Genomic DNA, 17,751 nt, shown 5'->3' with positions numbered 1-17,751 from the left:
CCTGGCGGGGTATCTTGCGCTTGTTTACGGTCATGGCGCTGACTTCCGAGCCGCAGGCGAGGCAAGGGCGACCGCCCGTCGCGCCGTATGGCGCGGTAGCCAAGCGAGCGGATGCGAGCGCCGGCGCTTGAGGCCAAACAAACAAACGCGCGTGTTCGGGCGACGGTCCTCGGCGGACCCATCGAAAGACTCATCTGCGGGCATAGCCGCAGGCAGATTGCAGATTGCAGGGGAGTAGGACAGCCCTCCCTTTCTTCATTACTCCACAGTGAAACCAACCTTTTGGCTTTTTCACAACGCCGCCAACGAGTAGTTAACCTCCATGGCACAGGACAACGTTGATCGGTTTACTCGAATAGAATTCACGCGGTTTAAAGCGTTTGAGCGATTTCGCATAGACTTGAAGCCATTTAACGTAATTGTCGGCCCGAACAATGCTGGAAAATCTACCGTTGTCGGGGCTTTTCGCATACTTGCAGAGGCCATGCGTAAGGCTAATAGCAAGAAGGCCGAAATGGTTCCTGCTCCAAACGGAAGGGCACTTGGCCATTCATTCGACCTGCGGAACGCATTTGTCGCAGAGGAAAACATCTTTTTTGATTATCACGACGAAGAGCCGGCACAGATTGTCTTCTATCTGCACAACGGGAATACGCTGACGTTATATTTTCCCGAACGAGAATCTTGCTACCTCATTCCGAATGCGCAGGGGCGACCCTGCGCCTCTCCAGCAACATTTGCGAAAAATTTCAGATGCAAAGTTGGCTTCGCGCCAATCCTTAGTCCGGTGGATCACCACGAAAAGCTATTTAAGAAGGAAACCGCTCGTCGCGCGTTGCTAAATTATCAGGCATCCCGAAACTTCAGGAATATTTGGTACCATTTTCCTGAAAAGTTTGACGATTTCCGCGGCTTTGTCGAGGCCACATGGCCCGGGATGAGCATTCAAAAGCCGGAGATTGCGCCAAGAGATGGCGAGCCTCACCTGTACATGTATTGTCCTGAAAATCGAAAAGATCGAGAAATATTCTGGTCAGGCTTCGGCTTTCAGGTCTGGTGTCAGATGCTTACGCATATAGTTCAATCGCATGGATCTTCGATATTCCTGATAGATGAGCCCGATGTATACCTTCATTCTGATCTCCAGCGGCAGCTTGTTGAAATATTGAAGGGGCTTGGGCCGGATATTCTTTTGGCGACACATTCAACCGAGATTATTTCTGAGTGTGAAACCGACGATATCGTTTTGGTGTCGAAGGAGAGACCACGGGCTAAGAGGCTTCGTTCGCCCCTTGAGCTTGGTGGGGTGTTTGCTCTGCTAGGCTCGTCTGCGAATCCAATATTGACGCAGCTGGCTAAGACTAGGCGCGTCTTGTTCGTGGAAGGCTTGGACTTTAAGCTTCTTGGGCAGTTTGCGCGGAAGCTGTCCAAGAGGCGCATTGCTGTGCGATCCGATTTTGCCGTCGTGGCAACAGAAGGATTCAATCCTGAAAAAGTTCGAAGCCTGAAGGAAGGCATGGAGCATCCGTTGGGTCGGACTGTCCTGTGTGGTGTCGTACTAGATCGGGATTATAGAGGAGATGCTGAATGCGAGGAGGTGTGGAAAAACCTTTCCGAAATCTCAGAGTTTTGCAGGATTCATCCGTGTAAGGAAATTGAGAACTTCGTTCTTGTCCCGACCGCGATTGATAGGTTGATCGAAAAAAGGATTGAGGAGCGACGTAGTAGGGGTGGGGTGGTCACCAATTACTCAGATTCGGCGGAAAAATTGCTTGATCAGTTTTGTACTCAGAAGAAGTCTTATGTTTTGAGTCAGTTTACTGAGCGATACAAGGCATACGAGCGTAAGCGTCGGTCGGCTCATGAGGCGACGCTGATACAGGAGGCGCTGGAAGAATTTGACGCGCGATGGGGCGATCCTAAGGAGCGCTTAAAGTTGATACCTGGAAAAGAGGCATTGGCGTGGCTTAATTCCCAGCTTCAACCGACTTATAAGGTCAGTGTTTCCGCATCGGGAATTGTTGATGTCATGCACGTCCATGAGGTTCCTGATGATATGCGGATGCTCATCGACCAAGTTGAGAAATTTGCAGTGACAGCCCCGCCGGACTAGTCTTGACCCCCACCCCAAATCCAACTAAGCGCACCACCAACCGAGGCGAGGCCCAGCCCCGCCAAGGCTTATAGAGCTGAACATTGCCGGTTTTGTCCCGGGGCTGTCGCGAGTCGCGATGGCCTCATTTGTTTTTCCGGGCCGCGTGGAGGTCCCCGCTTTCGCTGGGACTCGCGCAAGAAGGAAGCGGGCAGCCGTCAAAGTAATCCGGGTGGTCCCTTGCGGGCGCGTTCGGGTGGAGCGTTTCAGGCTCGTGCGATGTTTCGCCTGCCAGTCGAGAGGCCGTTGCCCTTCGACAGGCTCAGGACGAACGGCCTCCCTTATGGGGCGCTTGGCACGGCCCCGATACACTCCATTCGATCGCAAGCGCGAAGCCATCCAGCCGGGCCGGCGTGGCGCGATCCATTCGCACTTCGACAGGCTCAGCACGAACGGATGAGGTGGCTCCCGCAGGCGTATTGTTCGTCTGAGAGCGCCGGAACCTCATCATGCAAAAGTGGGCACCACTTTTGCGCCCGGATGAGGTGACCCTGTGGCGACAATCCGTCGCCACAGATAACGAACGAAGAGAGAATTTAATGCCCACCATCAACCAGCTGGTCCGCAAGGGCCGCACGCCGCAGAAGGCCAAGTCGAAGGTCCCTGCGATGGAGCAGAACCCGCAGAAGCGCGGCGTTTGCACCCGCGTCTACACGACGACCCCGAAGAAGCCGAACTCGGCTCTGCGCAAGGTGGCCAAGGTTCGCCTGACCAACCAGCGCGAAGTCATCAGCTACATCCCGGGCGAAGGCCACAACCTGCAGGAGCACTCGGTCGTGCTGATCCGCGGCGGCCGTGTGCGCGACCTTCCCGGTGTGCGCTACCACGTGCTGCGCGGCGTGCTCGACACGCAGGGTGTCAAGGATCGCCGCAAGAGCCGTTCCAAGTACGGTGCCAAGCGGCCGAAGTGACCTGTCCGGGGGGTAGGTCATCCTGAAAAGGTCGCCCTCGGGCGACCGCAGTTTCAGGATCCAGCCTTCCTCCGCTGTGACGTGTGCAATGTGATTTGAAAGGTCCGCCCCACGCCGAAAACTGGACCCCGAAACGAGTTCGAGGTGACGGCATGGGGAGGGCCCAACAGAAGGAATAACGACATGAGTCGTCGTCGTCGCCCAGAGAAGCGCGAAATCCTGCCCGATCCCAAGTTCAAGGATCTGGTGCTGTCGAAGTTCATGAACAACATGATGTACGACGGTAAGAAGGCTGTCGCCGAGAAGATCGTCTACACCGCGCTCGACACGGTCGAAGCGAAGGCCAAGGCGAACCCGGTGGAGCTGTTCCACGCCGCGCTCGACAATATCAAACCGCAGGTCGAAGTCCGCAGCCGCCGTGTCGGTGGTGCGACCTACCAGGTGCCGGTCGAAGTGCGTCCCGAACGTGCGCAGGCGCTGGCGATCCGCTGGCTGATCTCCGCCTCGCGCGGGCGCCCCGAAACCACGATGTCGGCGCGCCTCTCGGGCGAGCTGATGGATGCGGCGAACAATCGCGGCAACGCGGTGAAGAAGCGCGAAGATACGCACCGCATGGCGGACGCGAACCGCGCTTTCTCGCACTACCGCTGGTAGGATCGCGCGTGAGCGACCGCCTGCGCCAGCTGCGCTTCGGCTTCGTCGCCGGTCTGCGCTCGCCCGACTCTTCGGAGCAGGTGCGGGCGGCGAGGATCGGCGTCTCGGCCGGGATCGTGGCGGCGCTGGTGGCGCTGGCGGCCCTGCTCGTCGATGGCCGTCTTTAACCGGTCACACAAAACCCCATATGGGGGCGGCTTACCCGGCTCCCCCTCACTCTGACCTTTCGAGGAATTGACAATGGCCCGCGACTATCCGCTGGAGCGCTACCGCAATATCGGCATCATGGCGCACATCGATGCCGGCAAGACCACCACGACCGAGCGTATTCTGTATTACACCGGCAAGTCCTACAAGATCGGCGAAGTGCACGATGGTGCCGCGACGATGGACTGGATGGAGCAGGAGCAGGAGCGCGGGATCACGATCACGTCCGCCGCGACGACCACCTTCTGGGCGAACAACGACGGCAAGGGCGAAAAGCACCGCATCAACATCATCGACACCCCCGGGCACGTCGACTTCACCATCGAAGTCGAACGTTCGCTGCGCGTGCTCGATGGCGCGGTGGCGGTCTTTGACGGCGTCGCCGGCGTCGAACCGCAGTCCGAAACCGTGTGGCGCCAGGCCGACAAGTACGGCGTCCCGCGCATGTGCTTCGTCAACAAGCTCGACCGCACCGGCGCCGATTTCTATTACTGCGTTGACAGCATCGTTGAACGCCTCGGCGCGACGCCGCTGGTTCTCTATCTGCCGATCGGCGCAGAGAGCGATCTCCAGGGCGTGGTCGATCTCGTCAACAATCGCGGCATCGTGTGGGAATCCGAAGGCCTCGGCGCGGAATTCAACTATGTCGACATTCCCGACGACCTGAAGGACAAGGCCGCCGAATATCGCGAGAAGCTGATCGAGACCGCCGTCGAACAGGACGACGACGTGATGGAGAAGTATCTCGAAGGCGAAGAGCCCGACGCGGCAACGCTCAAGGCCCTGATCCGCAAGGGCACCATGGCGCGCGCATTCGTGCCCGTGCTGTGCGGCTCCGCGTTCAAGAACAAGGGCGTGCAGCCCCTGCTCGACGCGGTGGTCGACTACATGCCTTCGCCGCTCGACGTTCCGGCGATCAAGGGCGTGCTGCCCGACAGCGATGAAGAACAATCGCGCCCGTCGTCCGACGATGCGCCGTTCTCGGCGCTGGCGTTCAAGATCATGAACGACCCCTTTGTCGGCTCGCTGACCTTCACCCGCATTTATTCGGGTAAGCTGGCCAAGGGCCAGGTGCTCAACTCGGTGAAGGACAAGAAGGAAAAGATCGGCCGCATGCTGCTGATGCATTCCAACAACCGGGAAGACATTGAAGAGGCGTTCGCTGGCGACATCGTTGCCATCGCGGGCATGAAGGACACCACGACCGGCGATACGCTGTGCGATCCGTCGAACCCGATCATTCTCGAACGGATGGAATTCCCCGAGCCGGTGATCGAGCTGAGCGTGGAACCCAAGACCAAGGCCGACCAGGAAAAGATGGGCGTCGCGCTCAACCGCCTGGCTGCCGAGGACCCTTCGTTCCGCGTCAGCACCGATCACGAATCGGGCCAGACGATCATCAAGGGCATGGGCGAGCTTCACCTCGACATCCTCGTCGATCGCATGAAGCGCGAATTCAAGGTCGAAGCCAATGTCGGTGCGCCGCAGGTGGCTTACCGCGAATCGCTCGGCCGCGAAGTCGAAGTGACCTACACCCACAAGAAACAGTCGGGTGGTTCGGGCCAGTTTGGTGAAGCCAAGGTCCGCGTGGTCCCCGGCGAACGTGGCCAGGGCATCATCTTCGATGACCAGATCAAGGGCGGCAACATCCCCCGCGAGTACATTCCTTCGGTCGAGAAGGGCATGCGCGAGCAGGCGGAGAGCGGTCACCTGGTCGGCTTCCCGATCATCGATTTCACGATCGAGCTGATCGACGGCAAGTACCATGACGTCGACTCGAGCACGGTGGCATTCGAAATCACCGGTCGCGGTGCGATGCGTGAAGCCGCGCAGAAGGCAGGCATCAAGCTGCTGGAGCCGGTGATGAAGGTGGAAGTCATCACCCCGGAAGATTATCTTGGCGACGTGATCGGCGACTTGAACAGCCGTCGTGGCCAGATCCAGGGCACCGACACCCGCGGTAACGCGCAGGCGGTGGAGGCATTCGTGCCGCTGGCCAACATGTTCGGCTACGTGAACGAGCTGCGCTCGTTCACCCAGGGCCGCGCACAATACTCGATGCAGTTCTCGCACTACGATGAAGTGCCCGCGAACGTCGCAGCCGAGGTCAAGGAGAAGCTTGCCTAAGGCGAGCGATCGGTTTAGGGGCGGCGCCTGATTTTGAGCGGGCGCCGCCTTCTTCCCCGCACAAATTACCATTTAAGACAGAGGTATTGAGAGACATGGCGAAGGAAAAATTCGAGCGCAACAAGCCGCACTGCAACATCGGCACCATCGGTCACGTTGACCATGGCAAGACCACGCTGACGGCTGCGATCACCAAGGTCATGGCGGAAGTCTACGGCGGCGCCGCCGTCGATTTCGCCAACATCGACAAGGCTCCCGAAGAGCGTGAGCGCGGGATCACGATCTCGACCGCGCACGTCGAGTACGAAACCGAGAACCGCCACTACGCGCACGTCGACTGCCCCGGCCACGCCGACTATGTGAAGAACATGATCACCGGTGCGGCGCAGATGGACGGCGCCATCCTGGTGGTGAACGCTGCCGACGGCCCCATGCCGCAGACCCGTGAGCACATCCTGCTCTCGCGTCAGGTCGGCGTGCCCGCGCTGGTCGTGTACCTGAACAAGGTCGACCAGGTCGACGACGAGGAAATCCTCGAGCTCGTCGAGCTGGAAGTTCGCGAGCTGCTTAGCGCGTACGACTTCGATGGCGACAACATTCCGATCATCAAGGGTTCGGCTCTGGCCGCTCTCGAAGGCCGCGACGACAACATCGGCAAGGATTCGATCATCGAGCTGATGAAGGCCGTTGACGAGCACATCCCGCAGCCCGACCGTCCGGTCGACCAGGCGTTCCTGATGCCGATCGAAGACGTGTTCTCGATCTCGGGTCGTGGTACGGTTGTGACCGGCCGTGTCGAAACCGGCATCGTGAATGTTGGCGACGAAGTCGAAATCGTCGGCATCAAGGACACCACCAAGACGACCGTGACCGGCGTCGAAATGTTCCGCAAGCTGCTCGATTCGGGCCAGGCCGGCGACAACATCGGTGCCCTGATCCGCGGTGTTGCACGTGAAGACGTGGAACGCGGTCAGGTCCTCGCGAAGCCCGGTTCGGTTACGCCGCACACCGAGTTCAGCGCCGAGGTCTACGTGCTGTCGAAGGACGAAGGTGGCCGTCACACGCCGTTCTTCGCCAACTACCGCCCGCAGTTCTACTTCCGCACCACCGACGTGACCGGCGAAGTGATTCTTCCCGAAGGCACGGAAATGGTGATGCCGGGCGACAACGTGACCATCTCGGTCAAGCTGATCGCGCCGATCGCGATGGATGAAGGCCTGCGCTTCGCAATCCGCGAAGGTGGCCGCACCGTCGGTTCGGGGGTTGTCAGCAAGATCACCGTCTAATATAGGCGCCTGCACCGGCGGGGGATTCGCTCCTCCGCCGGTCAGATTTCACGAGGGCCGCCCCTCACCGAAGCATTCGGTTTGGTGGGGCGGTTCTTTATTTTTTGGGAGGTGGACCTCCCTTGGCTCTTTCGCATCGGTAGACTAGGACATGGACGCACAGAATATCCGTATTCGCCTCAAGGCCTTCGATCACCGCGTGCTCGACCAGGCAACGGGCGAGATCGCGGATACTGCACGCCGCACCGGCGCGCTCATCCGTGGACCTATTCCCCTGCCGACGCGCATCGAGAAGTTCACCGTGAACCGCGGCCCGCACATCGACAAGAAGTCGCGCGAGCAGTTCGAGGTGCGTACCTACAAGCGGCTGCTCGACATCGTGCAGCCCAACGCCCAGACGGTCGACGCGCTGATGAAGCTGGACCTCGCCGCGGGTGTAAACGTTGAGATCAAGCTCGCCTAACCGAGCCGGGTTCTCCGTCCTCCTGCCGGACGTTAAGCGGGCAGGGAAGTTTCGGGGCGCTCGATAGCCCCGCCAGGCCGCAAGGCCCGGCAAGACATCGGGATACCGCCGGACAGGTCGTTCGACTTTGGCCGGGCTGCGTCCCCCGTCTCGCGCTCCTTTCCCTAGGCGCGCAATCAGCCCGGACGGGGCGATGCATCAAAACTTGGGCTGGGGTCGGTTGAAACCGGCCTGTCACGCACCCCGGATGGGCCGGGGTGCCTCTGTTTAGGAGTTTTATGATGCGCACTGGCGTAATCGCCAAAAAGGTCGGAATGACCCGCCTGTTCCAGGAGGATGGCCGGCACGTGCCCGTGACCGTGCTTGCTCTGGAAGGTTGTCAGGTCACCGCCAACCGCACCCACGACCGCGACGGCTACTGGTCCGTTCAGGTCGGCTCGGGCGAGGCAAAGCAAAAGAATGTCAACAAGCCGCAGCGCGAAGCTTTCGCGAAGGCGGAAGTGGGCCTGAAGATGAAGGTGGCGGAATTCCGCGTCGAGAGCGAGGAAGGCCTCCTTCCCGTCGGCGCGACGATCACCGCCGATCACTTCATTGCGGGCCAGAAGGTCGACGTGCAGGGCTATACGCAGGGCAAGGGCTTTGCGGGTGCCATGAAGCGTTGGAACTTCGGCGGTCTGCGCGCGACGCACGGCGTTTCGCTGTCGCACCGTTCGCATGGTTCGACCGGTAACCGCCAGGATCCGGGCCGCGTCTTCAAAAACAAGAAGATGGCCGGCCACATGGGCGACCGTCTGCGCACGCAGCAGAACCTCGAAATCGTCCGCACGGATACGGATCGCGGCCTGCTCTTCGTGAAGGGCTCGGTGCCCGGCGCGAAGAACAGCTGGATGCTGGTTGCCGACGCGGTCAAGCTGCCGATGCCTTCGGATGCTCCGTTCCCCGGTGCGATGCGTCGCAACGCCGACGAAACGAAGTCGGAAGATGTGGATGCGGGCCTGGTCGAAAGCGCGGCGGAGCACGAGGTTCACACCGAGGTTACGCCCGAGCAGCAGGAAAAGCTGATGCAGCAGCAGGATGCTGGCGCCGAGACCGACGGCGGCACCTCTGAAGACAATTCGGGCAAGGAGTCCTGATCGTGAAGATCGCGATACAGAAAATCGACGGCGGTAAAGCGTCGGGCGATATCGAGCTGAACGATGCCGTGTTCGGGGTCGAGCCGCGTGCCGACATCCTTCACCGCGTTGTCACCTGGCAGCTGTGGAACCGCCGTGCGACCGCACGCCCGACGCGTGAGCGTTCGGACGTGGCCCGTACCGGCAAGAAGTTCGGCCCGCAGAAGGGTTCGGGCGGCGCTCGCCACGGCGACCGCGGCGCACCGATCTTCATCGGCGGCGGTAAGGCGCATGGTGCGCGCAAGCGTGACTTCAACATGTCGCTCAACAAGAAGATCCGTGCCCTCGGCCTCAAGATGGCGCTCAGCAGCAAGGCGAAGGACGGCCTCGTCGTCGTCGACTCGCTGGAACTGAAGGACGCCAAGACGAAGGCTCTCAAGGCCCACTTCGACAAGGCGGGCTGGAACGGCAAGGTGCTGGTAATCGACGGCGAGAGCGTGAACGAAGGTTTCGCCCGCGCTTCGGCCAACCTGCATGGCATCAATGTGATGCCGGCGATGGGCGCCAACGTTTACGACATCCTGAAGCACGACACGCTGGTCCTCACCAAGGACGCGGTCGAAAAGCTGGAGGCGCGTTTCAATGGCTAAGAAAGACGCAATCGACGCGCGGCACTACGACGTGATCCTCGCACCGCACATCACCGAGAAGTCGACGCTTGCGAGCGAAAACAATGCGGTCGTGTTCAAGGTGTCGAACGATGCCACCAAGCCGCAGATCCGCGACGCGGTAGAAGCGCTGTTCGACGTGAAGGTCGCAGGCGTGAACACCATCGTCAGCAAGGGCAAGGTCAAGCGCTGGCGGGGCAAGCCCTACCGTCGCAACGACACCAAGAAGGCGATCGTGACCCTCAAGGACGGCGATTCCATCGACGTCACGAGCGGCATCTGAGGAGCTAGGACAGGACCATGGCACTCAAGAACTATAAACCGACCAGCCCGGCCCGTCGCGGCCTGATCCTGGTCGACAAGTCCGGCCTCTACAAGGGCAAGCCGGTCAAGGCGCTTACCGAAGGTAAGCGCAAGACCGGTGGTCGCAACAACAAGGGCCACGTGACCAGCCGCGGTATCGCGGGCGGGCACAAGCAGAAGTATCGCTACATCGACTTCAAGCGTCGCAAGTGGGACGTTGAAGGCACCGTTGAGCGGATCGAATATGATCCCAACCGCACCGCCTTCATCGCACTGATCAAGTATGCCGACGAAGAGCTGGCCTACATCATCGCACCGCAGCGCCTCGCCGTTGGCGACAAGGTGATCGCGGGCGAGAAGGTCGACACCAAGCCGGGCAACGCGATGCCGCTGGGTAGCATGCCGGTCGGCACCATCATCCACAATGTGGAGATGAAGCCGGGCAAGGGTGGCCAGATCGCACGTTCGGCAGGTGCCTATGTGCAGCTGGTCGGTCGCGACCGCGGCATGGTCATCGTTCGTCTGAACTCGGGCGAGCAGCGTTACCTGCGGGCCGATTGCATGGGCACGGTTGGCGCGGTTTCGAACCCCGACAACCAGAACCAGAACTTCGGCAAGGCCGGTCGCACGCGCTGGAAGGGCCGTCGCCCGCTGACCCGCGGTGTCGCCAAGAACCCGGTCGATCACCCCCATGGCGGTGGTGAAGGCAAGACCAGCGGTGGCCGCCATCCGGTGACCCCGTGGGGCAAGCCGACCAAGGGCGCCCGTACCCGCAAGAACAAGCAGACGGACAAGATGATCATCCGTTCGCGCCACGCGAAGAAGAAGAGGTAATCGCATCATGGCACGTTCCGTTTGGAAAGGTCCGTTTGTGGAACTCAGCCTTCTCAAGAAGGCAGAGGACGCGCAGGACAAGAACGCTAAGGCTCCGATCAAGACCTGGTCGCGCCGCTCCACCATCCTGCCGCAGTTCGTTGGGCTGACGTTCAGCGTCTACAACGGCCACAAGTTCATTCCCGTGTCCGTCTCGGAAGAGATGGTCGGTCACAAGCTCGGTGAATTCGCGCCCACGCGCACCTTCCCGGGTCACGCCGCCGACAAGAAAGGCAAGCGCTGATGAGCAAGCAGAAAGCTCCCCGCCGCGTCGCCGATAACGAGGCGCTGGCTGTCGGTACCACGATCCGTGGCTCCGCCCAGAAGCTGAACCTCGTTGCGGAACTGATCCGTGGCAAGAAGGCCGAAGAGGCGTTGAACATTCTCGCCTTTTCGAAGAAGGCGATGGCCAAGGACGCGAGCAAGGTGCTCGCCTCCGCGATCGCCAACGCCGAAAACAACCACGATCTGGACGTCGACGCCCTGGTGGTCGCCGAAGCCAGCGTGGGCAAATCGATCACGATGAAGCGCTTCCATACGCGCGGTCGCGGCAAGTCGACCCGCATCCTGAAGCCCTTCAGCCGCCTGCGCATCGTCGTGCGCGAGCAAGAGGAAGCGTAAGATGGGTCAGAAGAGCAATCCGATCGGTCTGCGCCTGCAGATCAACCGCACCTGGGACAGCCGCTGGTACGCCGAAGGGCGTGACTATGCGCAGCTGCTCAAGGAAGACATCGAGATCCGCAAGCACATCGTGAACTCGCTGCCGCAGGCTGCGATCTCGAAGGTGGTGATCGAACGTCCGGCCAAGCTGTGCCGCATTTCGATCTATGCCGCACGGCCCGGTGTCATCATCGGCAAGAAGGGTGCGGACATCGAAAAGCTGCGCGCCAAGCTGGCGAAGATGACCGCGAGCGAAGTGAAGCTCAACATCGTTGAAATCCGCAAGCCGGAAATCGATGCGAAGCTCGTCGCGCAGGGCATTGCCGATCAGCTCGTGCGTCGTGTGGCTTTCCGCCGTGCGATGAAGCGCGCCGTGCAGTCCGCGCTGCGTCTGGGTGCCGAAGGCATCCGGATCACCTGCGGTGGCCGCCTCGGCGGTGCCGAGATCGCCCGCGTGGAATGGTATCGCGAAGGTCGCGTTCCGCTTCACACGCTGCGCGCCAATGTCGACTATGCCGAAGCCGAGGCGCTGACCGCCTATGGCATCATCGGTATCAAGTGCTGGATCTTCAAAGGCGAGATTCTGGCGCACGATCCGACCGCGCAGGACCGCCTCATGATGGAAGCGCAGACTTCCGGCGTGCGTCCGGCGCGCTGATTGCAGGATTAGGAAAGAACCATGCTGCAACCCAAACGCACCAAGTACCGCAAGGCCTTCAAGGGCCGGATCAAGGGCGCTGCCAAGGGCGGAACCGAGCTCAACTTCGGGTCCTACGGCCTGAAGGCTCTCGAGCCCGAGCGTATTACTGCCCGTCAGATCGAGGCTGCTCGCCGTGCGATTACGCGTCACATGAAGCGCCAGGGGCGCCTCTGGATCCGCGTGTTCCCCGACGTGCCCGTGTCGAAGAAGCCTGCCGAAGTCCGGCAGGGTAAGGGCAAGGGCTCGGTCGAATATTGGGCCGCGCGCGTGAAGCCGGGCCGTATCCTGTTCGAACTGGACGGCGTGTCCGGCCCGCTGGCCGCCGAAGCGTTCGAACGTGCCGCCATGAAACTGCCAATCAAGACCAAGGTTGTCGCACGTCTCGGCGACCAGTCGCATCTGAAAGGCGAATAAGTGAGCAACACCGAAGACCTTCGCCAGAAGAGCGACGACCAGCTGAGCGCGGAGCTTACCGAGCTCAAGCGCGAAGCGTTCAACCTGCGCTTTCAGGCAGCGACCAACCAGCTCGAGCGTCCCGCTCGCGTTCAGGAAGTCCGCCGCACGATCGCGCGCATCAAGACTTTGCAGAGCGAGCGCACGCGCGCCGCGGCGGCAAAGGCGTAAGGAGTAGACCATGCCCAAGCGTATTCTCATCGGTACGGTCTCTTCCACGAAGACCGACAAGACCGTGACCGTGCTGGTCGAACGCAAGGTGAAGCACCCGCTTTACGGGAAGATCATCCGTCGTTCGAAGAAGTACCACGCCCACGACGAGAAGAACGAGTACGAACTCGGCGACATCGTGCGGATCGAGGAAACCAAGCCGATCTCGAAGACCAAGACCTGGGCCGTGAAGGACCGGGTCGTGTCGGGCGGCGTGCAGGCGGTGGAAGCCGATCTGGACGTAGAAGCGGCCGACGCCAGCAACAGCTGACAACGAACTAGACGAAGGAACTGTCGGGCGCCCTGGAAGGGAGCCGTCCCGACAAGCCAAGAGAAGGAACCGGATCGATGATCCAGATGCAGTCCAATCTCGACGTCGCGGATAACAGCGGCGCAAAGCGCGTCCAGTGCATCAAGGTGCTGGGCGGGTCGAAGCGTCGTTTCGCGAGTGTCGGGGACGTGATCGTGGTTTCCGTCAAGGAAGCCCAGCCGCGTGCGAAAGTGAAGAAGGGCGACGTTCACCGCGCGGTGATCGTGCGCACCCGCAAGGACGTGCGCCGTCCCGACGGCAGCGTGATCCGCTTCGATTCGAACGCAGCGGTGCTCGTCAACAAGAACGAAGAGCCGATCGGCACCCGTATTTTCGGGCCGGTGGTCCGCGAACTGCGTGGCCGTGGCTTCATGAAGATCATCTCGCTCGCACCGGAGGTGCTGTAATGGGCATGGCGAAGATCAAGAAGGGCGACAACGTCGTCGTGCTTTCGGGCAAGGACAAGGGCAAGACCGGTACGGTCGCCAAGGTCATGCCGAAGGAAGGCAAGGTCGTGGTAGAAGGCGTCAACATGATCGCCCGTCACCGCAAGCCGAGCCAGGCGAACCCGCAGGGCGGCATCGATCGCTACGAAGCGCCGATGCACATCGCCAAGGTGGCGGTCGCCGATCCCAAGGACGGCGCGCCCACCCGCGTGCGTATCGAAGAGCGCGACGGCAAGAAAGTGCGCGTTGCGGTCAAGTCCGGAGAGACCATCGATGGCTGATTATACCCCCCGCATGAAGGCCCGCTACGACGACCAGATCGTCAAGGCTATGACCGAGAAGTTCGGCTACAAGAACCGTCTCGAAGTCCCGCGGCTCGAAAAGATCACGCTTAACATGGGCGTGGGCGAAGCGAGCCAGGACAAGAAGAAGGTCCAGACCGCAGCCGAGGAAATGGCGCTGATCGCGGGCCAGAAGCCCGTCATCACCAAGGCGAAGAAGTCGATCGCGCAGTTCAAGCTGCGTGAAGGCATGCCGATCGGTTGCAAGGTGACCTTGCGCCGCGACCGGATGTACGAATTCCTCGACCGTCTGGTGACGATCGCAATGCCCCGCATTCGCGACTTCCGTGGTCTGAACCCGAAGAGCTTCGACGGCCGTGGCAACTACGCCATGGGTCTGAAGGAGCAGATCATCTTCACCGAGATTTCCTACGACCAGATCGAAAAGGTCCGGGGCATGGATATCATCGTGACCACCACCGCGAAGACCGACGAGGAAGCACGCGAATTGCTGCGCCTGTTCGGTTTCCCGTTCCCGGCCGAAACGAAGGCCGACGAAGAGAAGGAGGCAGCGTGAGCTGCCCCCGCAACGCAAAGAAGTAAGAGAGCTTAAGTCCAATGGCGAAACTGAGTTCCATCAACAAGAACGAGAAGCGCAAGGCTCTCGTCAAGAAGTACGCGGACAAGTACGCGAAGCTTAAGGCTATCGCGGACGATAAGGACGCCGACGAGACCGAGCGCCTGATGGCCCGGCTCAAGATGGCCGAAATTCCGCGCAACGCGAACCCGACCCGGGTCCGCAACCGCTGCTCCACCACCGGTCGCCCCCGTGGCTATTACCGCAAGTTCGGCATCAACCGTATCGAACTGCGGAACCTGGGCAACAAGGGTCTGATCCCTGGCCTGACCAAGTCGAGCTGGTGAGGAATCGATAGATGGCAATGACCGATCCCCTGGGTGACATGCTCACCCGCATCCGCAACGGCCAGCAGGCGAAGAAGGACTCCGTCCTGTCGCCGGCGTCCAAGCTGCGCGCGAACGTGCTCGAAGTGCTTCAGCGCGAAGGCTACATTCGTGGCTACAGCGAAGACGACAGCGGCAAGCACAAGGCGCTGCGGATCGAACTGAAATATTTCGAAGGCGAACCTGCGATCAAGCATGTCGCCCGCGTGTCCAAGCCGGGACGGCGTATCTATTCGGCCAGCCGCGAGCTGCCGACGGTGCGCAACGGCCTTGGCATCACCATCGTCTCGACGCCGCGCGGCGTGCTCTCGGATGCCGAGGCGCGCAGCCAGAACGTCGGCGGCGAAGTGCTGGCGGAGGTGTTCTGATGAGCCGCATCGGTAAACGTCCGGTCGAGATCCCGAGCGGGGTCGAAGCCAAGATCGACGACGGCGTCCTGTCGGTGAAGGGCCCCAAGGGCACGCTCACCATGGGTTTGTCGGACCTCGTTTCGTACAAGCTGGAAGACGGCTCGATCGCGGTCGACCCGGTCAACGACACCAAGCCCGCGCGCAGCCACTGGGGCATGCAGCGGACGATGGTTTCGAACCTGGTCGAGGGCGTGACGGCGGGCTTTTCCAAGACGCTGCAGATCTCGGGCGTCGGCTATCGTGCGCAGGCGCAGGGCAAGAAGCTCAAGCTTCAGCTCGGCTATTCGCACGACGTCGATCTCGATGTGCCCGAGGGCCTGGACGTGCAGACGCCCGACCAGACCACGGTCATCATCAGCGGTATCGACAAGCAGTCCGTTGGCCAGTTCGCCGCCGAAATCCGCCGCTGGCGCAAGCCCGAACCCTACAAGGGCAAGGGTATCAAGTACCAGGGCGAGTATATCTTCCGCAAGGAAGGGAAGAAGAAGTAAGATGGCAAAGCTTTCTCTCTTTGAACGCCGCCGCCAGCGCGTGCGCACCGCGCTTCGCAAGCATGCCGGCGGCAAGCCGCGCCTGTCGGTCCACCGCACGGGCAAGCACATCTACGCGCAGATCATCGACGATGCGGCGGGCAAGACGCTCGCCAGTGCATCGACGCTGGGCGTGAAAGGCTCGACCGCGAATATCGACGCCGCCAAGACGGTCGGTTCGAATATCGCGGATGCCGCCAAGAAGGCGGGCGTGACCACGGTCGTGTTCGATCGCGGCGGGTTCCTGTTCCATGGCCGCGTCAAGGCGCTGGCCGATGCCGCCCGCGAAAACGGGCTGGAGTTCTGATGATGGCTGACGAAAACAACACCGAAGCAACCCCGGAGCAGGCTCCGGGCGTTCCGGAAACGCCCGAGGTCGCGAAGGCGAAGGCCGCCAGTGGCGTCGCCGAAGCGGAAACCGATCATGGTGTGAAGAAGGAAGCGCCGGCCATTGCCGACACGCCTTCCGAAGCAGCCGACAACCAGAGCCCCGCACAGGGCGCCGAAGGCCAACCGCGCGAGCGGCAGGGCCGTGGCGGTCGCGGTGGCGGCGGCGGCAACCGCGATGGTGGTGGCCGTGGGCGCGGCCGTGGCGGTCGCGATGGCAACCGTGGTCGTCAGGAAGAAGACGATGGCATCATCGAGAAGCTGGTGCACATCAACCGCGTCTCGAAGACTGTGAAGGGTGGTAAGCGTTTCGGCTTCGCCGCACTCGTGGTGGTCGGCGACGGCCAGGGCCGGGTTGGCTTCGGCCACGGCAAGGCGCGCGAAGTGCCCGAGGCGATCAGCAAGGCTTCGGCCGCTGCGCGCAAGCACATGATCCGCGTCGCGCTGAAGGAAGGCCGCACGCTGCATCACGACGGCAAGGGTCGTTTCGGTGCGGGCAAGGTGACCGTGCGTTCGGCACCTGCGGGTACCGGCATCATCGCCGGTGGTCCGATGCGTGCCGTGTTCGAAAGCCTCGGCGTGGCCGACGTTGTGACCAAGTCGGTCGGCACGTCGAACCCCTACAACATGATCCGTGCAACGTTCGACGCGCTGCAGGATCAAAGCTCGCCCAAGTCGGTCGCTCAGCGTCGCGGCAAGAAGGTCGCCGACCTGCTGTCGCGCGGCAATCCGGGCATGAGCGAAGCGGAAGCCGAGGCAGATGCCGCGGCTGTAGTGGAGTAATCACCGATGGCTAAGATCAAGCTCAAGCAGATCGGCTCGCCCATCCGGCGCCCCGAATCGCAGAAGAAGATCCTGATTGGCCTAGGCCTGGGCAAGATGCACCGGGTGGTCGAACTGGAAGACACCCCCGAAGTGCGCGGCGCGATTGCAAAGCTGCCGCACATGGTCGAGGTGGTGGAAGGCTAAGCCTTCACCAACATACATTGACGGCGGCGGCCCGCTCATAGTAGCGGGCCGTTTCCATTTTTATCAGCGCGAAGAAAAGCGAAAGCGAGTGCAACATGGCTTTTAAACTCAACGACATCAAAGACAACGAAGGTGCCCGCAAGTCGCGCATGCGCGTGGGCCGGGGCATCGGCTCGGGCAAGGGCAAGACCGCCGCTCGCGGCCAGAAGGGCCAGAAGAGCCGCGAAGGCGTTGCGATCAAGGGCTTCGAAGGCGGCCAGATGCCGCTCCACATGCGGATCCCGAAGCGCGGCTTCAACAATCCGTTCGGCAAGGATTATGCCGAAGTGAACCTGGGCATGGTCCAGAAGTTCATCGACGCCAAGAAGATCGATGCCAAGAAGGACATCGACCACGCAGCGCTCAAGGCCGCAGGCCTGGCGCGTGGCGGCAAGGATGGCGTGCGCCTGCTCGGCAAGGGTGAACTTACCGCGAAGGCGAAGTTCGTCGTCGCCGGTGCCAGCAAGGGCGCGATCGAAGCGGTCGAGAAGGCCGGCGGTTCGGTCGAAGTGATCGCTGCGGCTCAGCCCGAGAGCGAAAAGAAGTCGGCTCGTACGGAAGCCAACAAGGCCGCCAAGGCGGGCAAGAAAGCCGGTTAACAGACATTTGGGGTGCGGGGGTTCGACAAGGGCCTGTC

The 17,751-nt window shown here is 61.3% G+C and carries 27 protein-coding genes; all 27 read left to right on the top strand.

From position 1 onward, the window contains the following. Positions 1-322: 322 nt before the first annotated feature. Positions 323-2,113, top strand: coding sequence for an ATP-dependent nuclease (locus AAG612_RS07475; RefSeq protein ID WP_342508867.1), 1,791 nt, complete (start codon positions 323-325; stop codon positions 2,111-2,113). A gap of 578 nt (positions 2,114-2,691) precedes the next feature. Continuing rightward, a complete protein-coding gene (gene rpsL, locus AAG612_RS07470; RefSeq protein ID WP_342508865.1) occupies positions 2,692-3,063 on the top strand; it encodes a 30S ribosomal protein S12 in 372 nt (123 codons plus the stop codon). 183 nt (positions 3,064-3,246) lie between these two features. Beyond that, entirely contained in the window at positions 3,247-3,717 is a 471-nt protein-coding gene (gene rpsG / locus AAG612_RS07465) for a 30S ribosomal protein S7 (protein WP_342508862.1), read from the top strand. A gap of 8 nt (positions 3,718-3,725) precedes the next feature. Further along, positions 3,726-3,884 (top strand): hypothetical protein, encoded by a 159-nt coding sequence (locus tag AAG612_RS07460; RefSeq protein ID WP_342508860.1) that lies wholly within the window; start codon positions 3,726-3,728, stop codon positions 3,882-3,884. Positions 3,885-3,957: 73 nt separating this feature from the next. Beyond that, complete coding sequence (gene fusA, locus AAG612_RS07455; protein WP_342508858.1) at positions 3,958-6,051, top strand: elongation factor G; 2,094 nt, start codon at positions 3,958-3,960, stop codon at positions 6,049-6,051. Positions 6,052-6,146: 95 nt separating this feature from the next. Then, on the top strand, positions 6,147-7,337 hold the full coding sequence (gene tuf, locus AAG612_RS07450; RefSeq protein WP_342508856.1) for an elongation factor Tu: 1,191 nt from the start codon (positions 6,147-6,149) through the stop codon (positions 7,335-7,337). A gap of 151 nt (positions 7,338-7,488) precedes the next feature. Continuing rightward, positions 7,489-7,800 (top strand): 30S ribosomal protein S10, encoded by a 312-nt coding sequence (gene rpsJ / locus AAG612_RS07445; protein ID WP_010234663.1) that lies wholly within the window; start codon positions 7,489-7,491, stop codon positions 7,798-7,800. Positions 7,801-8,081: 281 nt separating this feature from the next. After that, on the top strand, positions 8,082-8,933 hold the full coding sequence (gene rplC / locus AAG612_RS07440) for a 50S ribosomal protein L3 (protein WP_342508853.1): 852 nt from the start codon (positions 8,082-8,084) through the stop codon (positions 8,931-8,933). A gap of 2 nt (positions 8,934-8,935) precedes the next feature. After that, entirely contained in the window at positions 8,936-9,562 is a 627-nt protein-coding gene (gene rplD / locus AAG612_RS07435) for a 50S ribosomal protein L4 (RefSeq protein ID WP_342508851.1), read from the top strand. Then, on the top strand, positions 9,555-9,863 hold the full coding sequence (locus AAG612_RS07430; RefSeq protein WP_342508850.1) for a 50S ribosomal protein L23: 309 nt from the start codon (positions 9,555-9,557) through the stop codon (positions 9,861-9,863). Before rplD ends, AAG612_RS07430 begins: the two co-directional genes overlap by 8 nt. 17 nt (positions 9,864-9,880) lie before the next feature. After that, a complete protein-coding gene (rplB, locus tag AAG612_RS07425; RefSeq protein ID WP_342508847.1) occupies positions 9,881-10,717 on the top strand; it encodes a 50S ribosomal protein L2 in 837 nt (278 codons plus the stop codon). Between the two features lie 7 nt (positions 10,718-10,724). After that, positions 10,725-11,000 carry a 30S ribosomal protein S19 gene (gene rpsS / locus AAG612_RS07420; RefSeq protein WP_342508845.1) on the top strand — a complete coding sequence of 92 codons (276 nt, stop codon included), beginning with the start codon at positions 10,725-10,727 and terminating at the stop codon, positions 10,998-11,000. Continuing rightward, the gene (rplV, locus tag AAG612_RS07415) at positions 11,000-11,377 is read left to right on the top strand and encodes a 50S ribosomal protein L22 (protein WP_342508843.1); all 378 of its coding nucleotides are present in this window, start codon (positions 11,000-11,002) and stop codon (positions 11,375-11,377) included. The genes rpsS and rplV overlap by 1 nt, the downstream gene beginning before the upstream one ends. 1 nt (position 11,378) lies before the next feature. After that, a complete protein-coding gene (gene rpsC, locus AAG612_RS07410; RefSeq protein WP_342508841.1) occupies positions 11,379-12,074 on the top strand; it encodes a 30S ribosomal protein S3 in 696 nt (231 codons plus the stop codon). Positions 12,075-12,095: 21 nt separating this feature from the next. Next, the gene (gene rplP, locus AAG612_RS07405; protein WP_342508839.1) at positions 12,096-12,530 is read left to right on the top strand and encodes a 50S ribosomal protein L16; all 435 of its coding nucleotides are present in this window, start codon (positions 12,096-12,098) and stop codon (positions 12,528-12,530) included. Beyond that, positions 12,531-12,740: a 50S ribosomal protein L29 gene (gene rpmC, locus AAG612_RS07400; protein ID WP_342508837.1), complete on the top strand. Its 210-nt coding sequence runs from the start codon at positions 12,531-12,533 to the stop codon at positions 12,738-12,740. Positions 12,741-12,750: 10 nt separating this feature from the next. Next, positions 12,751-13,050: a 30S ribosomal protein S17 gene (gene rpsQ / locus AAG612_RS07395; protein WP_342508835.1), complete on the top strand. Its 300-nt coding sequence runs from the start codon at positions 12,751-12,753 to the stop codon at positions 13,048-13,050. Positions 13,051-13,127: 77 nt separating this feature from the next. Further along, positions 13,128-13,496: a 50S ribosomal protein L14 gene (gene rplN / locus AAG612_RS07390; protein ID WP_342508833.1), complete on the top strand. Its 369-nt coding sequence runs from the start codon at positions 13,128-13,130 to the stop codon at positions 13,494-13,496. After that, positions 13,496-13,816 carry a 50S ribosomal protein L24 gene (rplX, locus tag AAG612_RS07385; protein WP_342508831.1) on the top strand — a complete coding sequence of 107 codons (321 nt, stop codon included), beginning with the start codon at positions 13,496-13,498 and terminating at the stop codon, positions 13,814-13,816. The genes rplN and rplX overlap by 1 nt, the downstream gene beginning before the upstream one ends. Beyond that, positions 13,809-14,393, top strand: coding sequence for a 50S ribosomal protein L5 (rplE, locus tag AAG612_RS07380; protein ID WP_342508829.1), 585 nt, complete (start codon positions 13,809-13,811; stop codon positions 14,391-14,393). The genes rplX and rplE overlap by 8 nt, the downstream gene beginning before the upstream one ends. Before the next feature lie 41 nt (positions 14,394-14,434). Continuing rightward, complete coding sequence (rpsN, locus tag AAG612_RS07375; protein ID WP_342508826.1) at positions 14,435-14,740, top strand: 30S ribosomal protein S14; 306 nt, start codon at positions 14,435-14,437, stop codon at positions 14,738-14,740. 11 nt (positions 14,741-14,751) lie between these two features. Beyond that, entirely contained in the window at positions 14,752-15,147 is a 396-nt protein-coding gene (gene rpsH / locus AAG612_RS07370) for a 30S ribosomal protein S8 (RefSeq protein ID WP_115493165.1), read from the top strand. Then, positions 15,147-15,680 carry a 50S ribosomal protein L6 gene (rplF, locus tag AAG612_RS07365; RefSeq protein WP_342508821.1) on the top strand — a complete coding sequence of 178 codons (534 nt, stop codon included), beginning with the start codon at positions 15,147-15,149 and terminating at the stop codon, positions 15,678-15,680. The genes rpsH and rplF overlap by 1 nt, the downstream gene beginning before the upstream one ends. A 1-nt stretch (position 15,681) precedes the next feature. Further along, entirely contained in the window at positions 15,682-16,026 is a 345-nt protein-coding gene (gene rplR, locus AAG612_RS07360) for a 50S ribosomal protein L18 (protein WP_342508819.1), read from the top strand. Beyond that, entirely contained in the window at positions 16,026-16,889 is an 864-nt protein-coding gene (gene rpsE / locus AAG612_RS07355) for a 30S ribosomal protein S5 (protein ID WP_342508817.1), read from the top strand. Before rplR ends, rpsE begins: the two co-directional genes overlap by 1 nt. Before the next feature lie 6 nt (positions 16,890-16,895). Beyond that, entirely contained in the window at positions 16,896-17,075 is a 180-nt protein-coding gene (gene rpmD, locus AAG612_RS07350; RefSeq protein ID WP_010234707.1) for a 50S ribosomal protein L30, read from the top strand. Between the two features lie 95 nt (positions 17,076-17,170). Continuing rightward, positions 17,171-17,713: a 50S ribosomal protein L15 gene (rplO, locus tag AAG612_RS07345; protein WP_342508815.1), complete on the top strand. Its 543-nt coding sequence runs from the start codon at positions 17,171-17,173 to the stop codon at positions 17,711-17,713. Positions 17,714-17,751: the final 38 nt, after the last annotated feature.

This window comes from Citromicrobium bathyomarinum (assembly GCF_038594605.1).
In the GTDB taxonomy this organism is placed as follows: domain Bacteria; phylum Pseudomonadota; class Alphaproteobacteria; order Sphingomonadales; family Sphingomonadaceae; genus Alteriqipengyuania; species Alteriqipengyuania bathyomarina_B.
Note: the sequence above shows the minus strand (reverse complement) of the source record. Positions and strands in the feature narration are given on the sequence as shown.